13 protein-coding genes and 1 tRNA gene are annotated in these 11,608 nt (G+C 23.8%); 2 read left to right on the top strand and 12 right to left on the bottom strand.

The genetic code is table 11. The features are described from left to right. Nucleotides 1-3: 3 nt before the first annotated feature. The 12 genes from N3A58_05140 to N3A58_05195 all read right to left on the bottom strand — a co-directional run bounded on the left by N3A58_05140 (nucleotide 4) and on the right by N3A58_05195 (nucleotide 9,741). Entirely contained in the window at nucleotides 4-636 is a 633-nt protein-coding gene (locus N3A58_05140) for a 50S ribosomal protein L25 (GenBank protein MCX8058778.1), read from the bottom strand. 141 nt (nucleotides 637-777) lie between these two features. After that, nucleotides 778-849, bottom strand: a tRNA-Gln gene (locus N3A58_05145). 34 nt (nucleotides 850-883) lie between these two features. After that, complete coding sequence (locus tag N3A58_05150; GenBank protein MCX8058779.1) at nucleotides 884-1,135, bottom strand: SpoVG family protein; 252 nt, start codon at nucleotides 1,133-1,135, stop codon at nucleotides 884-886. Nucleotides 1,136-1,151: 16 nt separating this feature from the next. Next, a complete protein-coding gene (locus N3A58_05155; protein MCX8058780.1) occupies nucleotides 1,152-2,063 on the bottom strand; it encodes a hypothetical protein in 912 nt (303 codons plus the stop codon). A gap of 184 nt (nucleotides 2,064-2,247) precedes the next feature. Then, the gene (locus N3A58_05160; GenBank protein MCX8058781.1) at nucleotides 2,248-3,333 is read right to left on the bottom strand and encodes an FAD:protein FMN transferase; all 1,086 of its coding nucleotides are present in this window, start codon (nucleotides 3,331-3,333) and stop codon (nucleotides 2,248-2,250) included. A gap of 59 nt (nucleotides 3,334-3,392) precedes the next feature. Continuing rightward, complete coding sequence (locus N3A58_05165; protein MCX8058782.1) at nucleotides 3,393-4,034, bottom strand: epoxyqueuosine reductase QueH; 642 nt, start codon at nucleotides 4,032-4,034, stop codon at nucleotides 3,393-3,395. Nucleotides 4,035-4,037: 3 nt separating this feature from the next. Beyond that, nucleotides 4,038-4,412 (bottom strand): response regulator, encoded by a 375-nt coding sequence (locus tag N3A58_05170; protein ID MCX8058783.1) that lies wholly within the window; start codon nucleotides 4,410-4,412, stop codon nucleotides 4,038-4,040. A 1-nt stretch (nucleotide 4,413) separates the two neighbouring features. Then, the gene (locus N3A58_05175; GenBank protein MCX8058784.1) at nucleotides 4,414-5,142 is read right to left on the bottom strand and encodes a sugar phosphate nucleotidyltransferase; all 729 of its coding nucleotides are present in this window, start codon (nucleotides 5,140-5,142) and stop codon (nucleotides 4,414-4,416) included. Between the two features lie 15 nt (nucleotides 5,143-5,157). Continuing rightward, on the bottom strand, nucleotides 5,158-6,081 hold the full coding sequence (locus N3A58_05180) for a M23 family metallopeptidase (protein ID MCX8058785.1): 924 nt from the start codon (nucleotides 6,079-6,081) through the stop codon (nucleotides 5,158-5,160). Nucleotides 6,082-6,123: 42 nt separating this feature from the next. After that, the gene (locus tag N3A58_05185) at nucleotides 6,124-7,317 is read right to left on the bottom strand and encodes a pyridoxal phosphate-dependent aminotransferase (protein MCX8058786.1); all 1,194 of its coding nucleotides are present in this window, start codon (nucleotides 7,315-7,317) and stop codon (nucleotides 6,124-6,126) included. A gap of 165 nt (nucleotides 7,318-7,482) precedes the next feature. Next, nucleotides 7,483-8,703 (bottom strand): PLP-dependent aminotransferase family protein, encoded by a 1,221-nt coding sequence (locus N3A58_05190; GenBank protein MCX8058787.1) that lies wholly within the window; start codon nucleotides 8,701-8,703, stop codon nucleotides 7,483-7,485. 3 nt (nucleotides 8,704-8,706) lie between these two features. Beyond that, nucleotides 8,707-9,741, bottom strand: a complete 1,035-nt coding sequence (locus tag N3A58_05195) for a lytic transglycosylase domain-containing protein (protein ID MCX8058788.1) — start codon at nucleotides 9,739-9,741, stop codon at nucleotides 8,707-8,709. 138 nt (nucleotides 9,742-9,879) lie between these two features. On the opposite strand from N3A58_05195, the gene amrB reads away from it, so the two are divergent. Beyond that, entirely contained in the window at nucleotides 9,880-10,737 is an 858-nt protein-coding gene (gene amrB, locus N3A58_05200) for an AmmeMemoRadiSam system protein B (protein MCX8058789.1), read from the top strand. 93 nt (nucleotides 10,738-10,830) lie between these two features. Next, nucleotides 10,831-11,601, top strand: coding sequence for a tRNA (adenine-N1)-methyltransferase (locus tag N3A58_05205; protein ID MCX8058790.1), 771 nt, complete (start codon nucleotides 10,831-10,833; stop codon nucleotides 11,599-11,601). Nucleotides 11,602-11,608: the final 7 nt, after the last annotated feature.

Below are 11,608 nucleotides of genomic sequence, written 5' to 3' on the forward strand. Positions count from 1 at the left end.
ATACTAGTCAAATATTTCAGCAGCTTTAGCAACTTCTTCTGCAGAAGGACCTTCTGTAGTAGTTATTGTCTCTTCAACATGACCCTTAATTACAAAAATAACTTCATCTTTAGGTGATAATATCTTTATATTCTCAGGTAGTTTTAAATCATATACATGCATTTTTTTACCAATATTAAAATTATCCATATTAATAGTAATAGATTCTGGTATATCAGAGATCAAGCCTTCAATTTCAATATGATGCATAAATTTTTCAACTATACCTCCTGCTTTTTCCCCTGCAGAAACACCTTCATAAATAATAGGAACAGAAACTTTTACACTGTGCTTTGTTGAAATTTTATAAAAATCAACATGATACAATCGTGATTTTAATGTATTATATTCAAAATCTTTTATTAAAACATCATATTCTTTATTTTCCATTTTAACTTTAATCTTATGATTTTCGCCAAACTCTTTTAAGATTTTTACTAAATCATTTTCTTTCGCAACTCCATAAACATTGTCTTTAATATCTGGACCATATATCACAAAAGGAGTATAACCTTGCATTCTAAATTTTCTTAGTTGCGATTTTTTTGATATCTCTCTTTTTTTTGCATCTAAAACTGTGACTTCTTTGTTTTTCATCTTAATTCTCCTAGAAAATAAAATTAGATTTTATACCCTTAAAATTTTATATTATAAATATAAAGTTTTTCAATAGATAGATATAAAAATTCTAAATTTAGATAAATATAAATATATTTTTAATTATTTTTAACTTTGAATCTGGGGAGGTAGGATTCGAACCTACGAATGCCAGAGCCAAAATCTGGTGACTTGCCACTTGTCGACTCCCCATCTTCAATTATAAAACAATTCAAAAAATTATACTTTAACTATTGTCATATGCTTCAGATATAGCATTAGTTAAAAATTCTCTAAATTCATTTACAGTTGGATGTGCTACATCTTTATATTCACCTTTAGAGGTTCTTCTTCTTGGCATTACTATCTTTCTACCTTTATCTGTGTCATATAATGCAATATTGTGCACTACAAAACAGTTATCAAAAGTAACAGAAACATAACCTAATAATCTGTTCCTTCCATTTACTTTAGTTACTTTAATGTTAGTGATCTCCATTTTAGCTCCTTGAAATTTAGTATTTGGTAAATATTTTAACCTTAAAAACATTATTCCTTTTATCTATATTTTCAAGAGTATCAATTTCGATATCAGGACTTTTAATTATATTTATAAAAGAAGATCCTGATCCACTTAGGATACTCTTTAAAACACCTTTAACATCTAAAGAATAATGTTCCAAGGTTATATTAAAAAGTTTTAAAAAAATTGTTTCAAAATCATTATATAATTCTTTCACATATCTATAATCATATTTTATTAAATTTTTCAAGATTTTTTTTTGATTTTTTATATTTTTTAAAAAAATTTCTTTTATTTTATTTTCATTTAAATTAGCTCTTTCTTTATCAAGTTCATTGTACATAAGAGATGTTCTTGAAAAAATATTATTATTTAATATAATAAAGTAATATTTAAGGGGAAAATTTTTAATTATTTTAATTTTGTCACCAAATCTTGATATTATTGCTGGTCTGTTAAATAGAAAAAAAGGAACATCAGAGCCAATTTTTAGTAAAAAATTCTTATTCTTTAATTTTTTCATATTTATATAAGAAAAATAATTTAATATTTTTAAATATGTAAAAGCATTAGAAGAGGCCCCTCCAAGACCACCTCCAATGGGTATGTTTTTAATTATTTTAATACTCAATTTGGGTTTAATATTTAATAATTTATTTATTTTTTCTATGATGCAATTTTCAACACTTATTTTTTCACCACTACTGGAATAATAGATTATATTAAAAAAATCTGATTTCTCAACATAAAAAGTATCAAAAAGATCAATAGGTATAAATAAAGAGTAAATTTTATGAAGTTTTTTATCTTTTACATATGGACCTATAATTAGAAATAAATTTATTTTTGCGTTAGAATACCATACATAAGTATTAAAAATTTTATTATCATATTTTATGAGCATTTTTTTTAATTATACCTACTTATTATTAAAAATAATAATATTTAATCAATTTATCAATATATTTTTAAGAAGCCTTTTAATGATTAATTTAATTATTAATAGATCAATAATTTAAAATTATTATAAACTTTATTAATTAACTTTGCATTTGAAAAACTACTAAAAAATTTTTCCATCTATTATTCTATTTTTCAAATATCAAATTTTTAATTGTATTATAATATTTTTTCTCACCATTTTCGTTCCATATTAATAAAGCTTCTATTTTATTTTTATTTATAAAGTCAATAGCATGGATTTTACCCATTGCAAATATTGCTGTTGATAAAATATCCGCATCTAAACAATCTCCAAAAACAATTGTAACTGAAGCCAAATCAGAATCAGGGACTCCTGTAAAAGGATTTAATATATGAAAATATCTTTTCCCATCATAATAAAAAAACCTTTCATAATTACCAGAAGTAACTATACTTTTGTTAGTAATCTCATCAATTGCAAATATTCTATTTTCTAAAAATGGGTCATTTATTCCTATTTTCCAAATTTTTTTACCATCTGAGGAAGCCCTAATATCTCCTCCACAGTTTATTAAAAAATTATCATAATTTTTTTCCTTTAATTCCCTGAAAATTAAATCAATTAAAAAACCTTTCAAACTTCCACCAAAATTTAAAAAAGCATCACCTTTTATTGATATTTTGTCAACATCTAATATAATCTTTGACAAACTAATTTTTCTTACCTCTTCTATTAATTTATCTTTACTTGGTGGAATTGAATTAGGTTCAAAATTATTATATAAAAGTGTAAGATTCCCTATAAAAGGATTAAAATAACCATAAGTCTTATCCATGTAATCAATATTTTTTTTAAAAAAATAAAAAATATGATTTTTTATATCATTTGAAATTTTAAAAAATTCATCATCTTCTTCAACCAAATTAGAAAACCTTTTTTTAAATTCACTTTCAAGAAGGCTAATTGTTATTGCTTTATTTTTATTCAAATAAGTTAAGATTGAATCATCTTTATAAAAATCAAGTAAATCTGCTATTTTTTCAATTTTTTTAAGAATTATTGAAATATCTTCAGATACTTCTTTTTCTCTTTTTTTACTTAATATCTTTATATTTAAATATGTTGAAAATTTTATAAAATCAAAACTATATAAATTTTTCCTTATTAAATTAGAAAAAGAAAGAAAGCATAAAAAAAATATTAATAAAAAACCTATTAAAATTATTAAAATTTTCAATTTATTTTTCATATTATTTTTTAGCTCATAAAATTTTTTTATCTCATATCTTTTAATTTCTTCAATAATATCTAACTTTTTCTATTTTTACTAAATTCACATCCACAATATTTTTGCCTATAAAGGTTTAATGCTTTAGATATCTTTATAGACTTATTATACCAATTGTTTTCTGAAAAATTTTTATCTAAAAAATAAAAATTTAAATCTAATAATTTATTAAACTCTTCAATTTTATTACTAAATACTTTTTTAATTTTTTCAAAATTCTTATATTTAGAGATTGAAAGAGTTGTACTTATATAAGATTTTGAATAATAGAATTCAGATAAAATTTCATCTTTACAAAAATTATTAATAGAGTTTGTAAGTAACTTTTTACGAAATAAATAGTTTTGTTCAATTATATTTAATACAATTAAAATCCTATATTGAAAACACAATTCACATCTAAATCCACCTTCTTGTTCAGATTCATATCCTTTTATAGAATTAAGCCATTTATTGTGTTCATATTCTTTTATAAAATAATTTTTAATATTATAAAGTTCAACTACTTTTAAGAAATTTTCTTTCCTTAACAAAAATTCATTTTGAGTATCTATGTTATCACCTTGAAATATAAAGAAAATTGAAAAATATTTTCTTATTTGTGGATAAACCCCTACTAAACATGGGCCACAACAAACATCTAAAATTATTTTATTTATCATTTATCACTTTATATAATTTTTTATTTTTTCTACCACTTTCTCTATTTTAAATGGCTTTACTATAAAGTCTTTCGCTCCCATTTTTAATGCTTTTAATACATCTTCTTTCTGATTTCTTGCAGAAATCATCAAGATATTAGCATTCTGAGCAAATGGATTTGTAGCCAATTTTTCTAAAACTTCAAACCCATCCATTTCTGGCATCATAATGTCTAAAAGTATAACATCTGGTTTATCTATATTGCCATTTTCATTTAAATATTTAAGTAATTCATAACCAGAAGAAAATTCTCGAACTATATATCCCTGTTCTTCAAGCCCCATTTGTAATAACCTTCTTATATACATCTGATCGTCTACTACAAATACTTTTGCCATATTACACCCCTTCAAGCAATTTTTCAGCAAAACTTAAATCTTCTATCGAATTTATACCAATAAACTCTTTTTCATTTTCACTAATTAAAGCATCAACCTTTTTGCCTTTTTCTAAAGCAATCTTTACAAGATCTGTTAAATAATATTCTTTTTGATTATTATCATTTTTTATCTCTTTTAATAAACTTAAAGTATCTGATTTGTATATTCCTATTCCAGTATTTACTTCTCTGATTTTTAACTGGTCCTCATCAGCATCTTTTACTTCTATAATTTTTTTTATTTTTCCTTGATCATCCCTAATTATTCTACCAAAAGAAGATGGTAAATTAACTATTGTAGAAAGTATAGTAATATCATTTTTATTTTTACTATGATAGTCTATTAAATTTAGTATTGTATTTTTCCTTATAAATGGCATATCACCCATCAAAACAAGTATATCTTCATTGATATTTTTATAATATTCCTCTGCCATTCTTACAGCATGACCTGTTCCTAATTGCTCCTTTTGCAAAACATAAGTATATTTATCACCTAAAAAATTTATTACCTTTTCCCACATAAATCCTACAACTATAATAATATCTCTTTTTTCAACAAAATCAATTTCTTTAATAACATAGTCAATTAAAGGTCTCCCCTTTAGCTCTCTTAAAACTTTTGGCAAATTAAATTCTTCTGAATGTAACCTTTTACCTTTACCAGCTGCTAATATTATAATTTTCATTCTAACCCCTATTTTTTAATATTTTGAAAATAAATACTTATATAACTCAAAATTATTCTCAAATGTTCTTCTTAATCTATTAATGCCAAATACCATACCATTTATATAAATTTCAAGATGAAGGTGAGGCCTTACTCCCATATATTCAACTCCTGTATTTCCCATGTAGCCTACAATATCTCCAACCTTAACCTTATCTCCAATTTTTATATTCTCATTAACCTTATTTAAATGAGCATAAATAAATAGAATTGAACCATTAATAATATAAACTTGATTACCCCTAAAAAAGTCAAGATAAATATCATCAGTATAATTATTTTCAGCAGTAATCTTTCTATATATTTCAAATTTAAATCTATCAGAATAAGCTTCATAATCTTTTTTTATATTAACTATAATCCCTGGATATACCACTTTAACTGGTTCATTTATAGTAGCTATAGAACCATCTTCTCTATCTGAAAAATCAAACCCCCTATGAATACCATGCCTATAGTATCTTGGAGCTCCTGGATATATTGCACTGTCGTATCTAAAAGTGTAATTTTTAATCGGTTCCCCAAACTTAATATTTTGAAAAAATGATGGTGGAATTTCCCATTCAAAAAAAGTATAAATGTTCTTAGCAAATTCTCCTTTTAATTTAATATTGGCTTTAATCCTTGGATAAATATTTAATATTTCATTTTTATTTAATTTTAAAGTCTTAAGAATCCCTCCTATATTTTCAATATCAAGCTCTTTATTTAAATCAAGAAGCATATTAAAATTATAATTAATTCCTTTAATATTTAAATTTAAAATTCTATTTGGTTCATTTAATTTTAATAATAAAGCCTCACTTTTTATTTTAGTTAAATAAAAAGATAAAATTAGAAAAAAAATGGAAAAAATAAGTATAAATATCGTAAATATTTTTTCTTTATCAAAAAACATAAAAATCAATATCTGAGTCAAATTTTTGAAACTTTATAACATTTAATTAATTAAACTTAAAAAATCTTTTATTCTCTTAATACCCTCTGTTATAGTTTCCAGCTTATAAGAATATGAAAGTCTCATACATTCAGAATCTCCAAAAGCTGAACCTGGGACTAAAGCAACTTTAAATTCATTTAATAAAATATTGTAAAAATCATTATCATTTTTAATTTGTTGATCTTTATATGATTTACCAAATGTTTTAGAAATATTCATAAAAATATAAAAGGCACCATTTGGCTTTACAATCTCAATATATTTATTATCTTTTAGTTCATTTAGAATATAATCTCTTCTCTTTTCAAAAGTAGTCCTCAAAGTTTCATAAAAAGAACTACCTAAAGAAAATGCTTTCAATGCAGCATATTGAGAAATTGATGAGGTGTGAGAAGTCATATTAGCTTGTATTTTTTTCATTATATCACTTATTTTTTTAGGAGCAGCTGAATAACCCACTCTCCAACCAGTCATTGCAAAAGATTTTGAAAAACCATTAATTACAATAGTTTTTTCCCATATCTCTTTTGATAGAGAAGCAATAGATATATGTTTCATATTATCATAAATTAGTTTTTCGTAAATCTCATCTGAAATAATATAAATGTTATTCTCTAAACAAAATTTTGCTATTTCCTTTAATTCATCTAAATTATATACTGCACCTGTTGGATTTGAAGGTGAATTTAAAATTAATACTTTACAATTTTTATTGTAACTTTTTTTTAATATTTCATAATTTATTTTATAATTAGTTTCTTTTGTTGTTTTTATAATGTTTGGTTTCCCCCCACATATTTCTACCATTGCAATGTAAGATACCCAATATGGAGAAGGGATCATAACTTCAGCTTTATTATCTATTAAAGCTAAAAGTGCATTTGCTATATTTTGCTTTGCTCCACACCCAACAATAATTTCATCTGGATTATATGTTAAGTTATTATCTAATTTTAATTTTTCTACAATTTTTTCTCTTAATTCAGATATTCCTGCAACATTTGTATAATGAGTATAGTTGTTATAAATAGCTTCTATTGCAGCTTGGTTAATAGGTTCAGGTGTATCAAAATCTGGTTCACCTGCAACAAATGGAATAACATCTATCCCTTTCCTTCTAAGTTGCATTACATCATTATTAATTTTAAGTGTTTCTGAATCTGCAATTTCAGCTCTTTGAGCAAATTCATTCATAAAAAACTCCTAAAAATGATTATTTGTTTTATTTTATTAATAAGATTAATCTTTCGTTTTTATATTTATTTTTATACTATTTTTTAAATTTATTCTAAATTTTTTATATTTATTCTAAATTATATTTCCTCAATTTATGCAATTTTATTGTGACTATTTTAACATCTATTTTATAGAATCTTTAATAACTTTAGATAGTCTTTTAACTCCTTCTTCAATTTGATCAAATGAAGGATAAGAAAAATTCATCCTAAAATGATTCTTCTCTGGATATTCAGGATAGAAAGCGGAACCAATAACATAAGCAACATTATTTTCTATAGCCTTATAAAATAATTCATCACAATCAATATAATCAGGAAGAGTCATCCACAAAAATAAACCACCTTCAGGCTTAGTCCATTTAACTTCTTCAATACCCCCTAGATATTTATCAAGTATTTCAAGCATAAACTTTCTTTTTTTTGAATATATTTCTATATTTTTTCTTATCCTTTCCTCAAGAAGACCTTCTTTAATATAAGCTGCAGCAATTGCTTGATTAAAAGGAGGAGTACATAAATCCATAGCTTGTTTAGCAATAATAACTTTATTTATTACTTCTTCAGGAGCAACTATCCATCCTAATCTTAATCCCGGGCAAAAGATTTTAGAAAAAGTATAAAGAGAAATAACCCTTTTCCCGCCATCAAGTTCATATAGTGTTGGTAATGTAACTCCTTCATATCTTAATTCTCTATAAGGAAGATCTTCTATAATTAAAAAATCATATTTATTTGCAAGCTCAACAATTTTTTTTCTTTTCTCAAGGGATGTTGTAACTCCTGCTGGATTCTGAAAGTCAGGTATTGTATAAAAGAATTTTATTCTTTCAGCTCTTTTATTATAAAGTGTATCAAGTGTTTCTTCCAATTCTTTAATACATATACCATCATCTTCAAGAGTAACTCCAATAATATTAGCCTTGTATGAATTAAAAGCACTTAATCCTCCAAGATAAGATGGCCTTTCTGTAATAATTTTATCACCTGGATCAATAAATATTTTTCCTACTATATCTAATGCTTGTTGAGATGCAGAAACTACAAGTAAATTATTAACAGTTAATGGCATTTTCATCTGCTTGCTAATTCTTTCTGTTAATAATTTTCTAAGTTCACCGTATCCTTCAGTTGCTCCATATTGTAAAATTTTAGCTCCCTCTCTCTCTATTAACTTATTTATGATAGGGATAAGATCATTTACTGGAAAAGTTTCTGGGGCTGGTAATCCACCTGCAAAAGAAATAATTTCAGGTTTTTCTGTTAACTTTAGAAGTTCTCTAATAACAGATTTCTTCATTATCTTCGAAACAGATGAAAAAAATTCATCATAATTAAAGCCCATAAGTTACTCCTTAATAGATTTTTTTAAAAAACTCTTAAGTCCTAAATTAATGTTTCTGCTTGCCAATTTAAAGATATTTTTCTCGTTTAAGCTTCTTTTTGGGAAATAAACAGAAATTAATTCAAAGTTTGAAAAAAAGTTAGACTCTCTTTGAATCTCTGAGTTTATAATAGAATATTCTAAGACCAAAGTAGTCCCCTCAGGTATATAATAAGATTTTAAATGTGGATTAAACTCTTTTATATATTCTATTATTTTAATATTATTTTTCAACTCTTTTTTTAAATCCAAAAATTTTTTTGATTTGTAAACAACATATAAACTATCAGATTCTACAATTGATTCTATTAACTTTGAATTATTTCTTGCCCACATAATCAATCCATAAAATTTTGGAACATACTCTTTTGTTTCTTTAGGAATAAAATTTTTATCAGCTAACTCCCAAAAATTTTTACTATTACCAGTTTTTATAGCAACATTTAATCTACCATGCCCACAATTATATGCTGCTAAAGCAAGATCTAAGTTCCCTTTATAATAATTATACAAATATTTAAAATGTTTTGTAAACCCATAAGTCGAAGAAATTAAATTTTTTCTTTCATCAATATATTGATTGTTATTCAAACCTAGCAAAAGTCCAGTATATTCCATAAATTGCCACAAACCTGAAGCTCTAGCAGAGCTTAAAGCATGAGATTTAAATTCTGATTCAATGTATGATAAATATATAAACTCAGAAGAAAAACCTCTATCTACTAAAATATCAGAAACTATATTATAATAAATGCTAAAACTTTTTAACCTTTTAATAAAATATTCTTTATATTCATTTTCAAATTTTTTATAATATTTTCTAATTTCATTATTATTTTCATCAAAATTTATTTTTATAAAAGTATCATTTTTATAATCATAATTAAAATTCAGCAAATTGAAATAATCATGGGATTTATTTATATAATAAACATAGTATAATGTAATTATAAGTAGAAGTATTAAAAACAAAAGAAAAAATACCTTTATTTTTCTCATCTTAATCCTTTTTTTTTTAATTTGACAAACTTATTAATTATTGCAATTATTTTTTTTTTAAATATAATTTAATCAAAATATTAATAAATAATAATTTAAAATTAATAACTAATTTATATTTGCTTAATTGGAGGTAAAATGGATATAAGAAATATGAAACTTGAAAGTGGATGGTATCCAAAAGATAGTATTTCCATTAAAGAAAAATTTAAACAACTTGAATTAAATTATAAAAAATTAAAATTTGATTTTAAAGAAAAAAATAAAAATATAAACCTTTCTATTCTTCCTCATGCTGGATGGTTCTTCACTGAAGATTTAATATTTAATAATTTAAAATTAATTTCTGAACTAAATCCACAAATTGATGTTATAATTATAATTGGTGGACACCAAGATGATATGGGGGTTCCCATAATCTTAAATTATAAATATCTTTCAACCCCCCTTGGCAATATTGAATGTTTAACAGAATTAATTGATAAAATTAAAGTAACATTTAATATGAAAGATGAAAATGATTATATGTTTGATAACACTATTGAGATTTTTTTACCATTTATTAAATATTTGTTCCCAAATTCAAAAATTGTATCATATTATCCATTAGCTAATGAAAAAGCTTTTCTTATTTCAGACTATATCTACAATGAATTAAATAATAATAGATTAAACTTTATTGCAATTGGCTCTGCAGATCTTACTCATTATGGACCAAATTATGGTTTTTCTCCTGCTGGAGTTGGACCTAAATCTTTTGAATGGGCAAAAGAAAATGATTTTAAGTTAATTAATTATTGTTTAAAACTTGATTTAGAATCTATTTTAGCAAATTATAAAGAAATGAAGTTTACATGTTCTCCTAACTCTATAATTTCAATAATTAACTTTGCAAAACTCTTAAATAAAAATGAAGGATTTTTGATAGAATATTCAAACTCCTATTTAAAAATGAAATCATCTTCATTTGTAGGTTATGCATCAATTGTTTTCTAATATTAATTTTTTAAATACAAAAGTATTTTATTAAAAATAATAATAATTTGACATTTAATTAAATTTTTATAAAATTTCAAAAAAATATCTTCTATGAACAATATAGATCCAAATGAATTTATTTATCTTTATAATTCTGAGAATGCAAATTATTTTTTAAAATATATTCCAGGCTTGAACTTCACATGTCATAAAGGAAATTTTATTTTCCCTGAAAATTTAAAATGGGGCGAAATAATAACAACTAACAAAGGGTACAAATTTTTTGTATTAAAGCCTGGAATAATTGAATTTTCAATGAAAGTTAAGAGAAAAAATACTATAATTTATCCTAAAGAAGCATCAAGAATCATTTTTGAACTGTCAATATTTCCAGGCAAACAAGTTGTTGAAATAGGCACCGGCTCAGGAGCTTTTACTTACATTCTTTCAAAATATGTAGGCAAAGAAGGAATGGTCTACACTTATGAAAAAGATAAAGAATTTTTAGAAAATGCTATTAATAATTTAAAAAAATATGATTTAGATTTTAATAATATTATTTTTCATAATACTGATGCTTCAAAAGAACAAATTATTGAAAAAAACATTGATGCTGTTTTTGTTGACATTCCTGAACCATGGACAGTTGTAGAGAATGTTTACAATTGTTTAAAACCTGGATGCCCTGCTGGTTTTCTCAGTCCTTGTATTGAGCAAGTCCAAAAATGTGTAGAGAAAATGTATGAAATTGGATTTAGAAATATTAAAACTTTAGAACTTTTCGAAAGATACTTAAGAGTAAAAAAAGATATGACAAGACCCCTTGAACATATGATTGGACACACAGCATATTTATATTTTGGATATAAAATTACTATTTAATTAAGTC

The organism is Spirochaetota bacterium (genome assembly GCA_026415295.1).
Classification (GTDB): domain Bacteria; phylum Spirochaetota; class JAAYUW01; order JAAYUW01; family JAOAHJ01; genus JAOAHJ01.

Bases quoted from the DNA above. Each gene is read 5' to 3' on its own strand.
- N3A58_05140 (MCX8058778.1), bottom strand. From the start codon at position 636: ATGAAAAACAAAGAAGTCACAGTTTTAGATGCAAAAAAAAGAGAGATA.
- N3A58_05150 (MCX8058779.1), bottom strand. From the start codon at position 1,135: ATGGAGATCACTAACATTAAAGTAACTAAAGTAAATGGAAGGAACAGA.
- N3A58_05155 (MCX8058780.1), bottom strand. From the start codon at position 2,063: ATGCTCATAAAATATGATAATAAAATTTTTAATACTTATGTATGGTAT.
- N3A58_05160 (MCX8058781.1), bottom strand. From the start codon at position 3,333: ATGAAAAATAAATTGAAAATTTTAATAATTTTAATAGGTTTTTTATTA.
- N3A58_05165 (MCX8058782.1), bottom strand. From the start codon at position 4,034: ATGATAAATAAAATAATTTTAGATGTTTGTTGTGGCCCATGTTTAGTA.
- N3A58_05170 (MCX8058783.1), bottom strand. From the start codon at position 4,412: ATGGCAAAAGTATTTGTAGTAGACGATCAGATGTATATAAGAAGGTTA.
- N3A58_05175 (MCX8058784.1), bottom strand. From the start codon at position 5,142: ATGAAAATTATAATATTAGCAGCTGGTAAAGGTAAAAGGTTACATTCA.
- N3A58_05180 (MCX8058785.1), bottom strand. From the start codon at position 6,081: ATGTTTTTTGATAAAGAAAAAATATTTACGATATTTATACTTATTTTT.
- N3A58_05185 (MCX8058786.1), bottom strand. From the start codon at position 7,317: ATGAATGAATTTGCTCAAAGAGCTGAAATTGCAGATTCAGAAACACTT.
- N3A58_05190 (MCX8058787.1), bottom strand. From the start codon at position 8,703: ATGGGCTTTAATTATGATGAATTTTTTTCATCTGTTTCGAAGATAATG.
- N3A58_05195 (MCX8058788.1), bottom strand. From the start codon at position 9,741: ATGAGAAAAATAAAGGTATTTTTTCTTTTGTTTTTAATACTTCTACTT.
- amrB (MCX8058789.1), top strand. From the start codon at position 9,880: ATGGATATAAGAAATATGAAACTTGAAAGTGGATGGTATCCAAAAGAT.
- N3A58_05205 (MCX8058790.1), top strand. From the start codon at position 10,831: ATGAACAATATAGATCCAAATGAATTTATTTATCTTTATAATTCTGAG.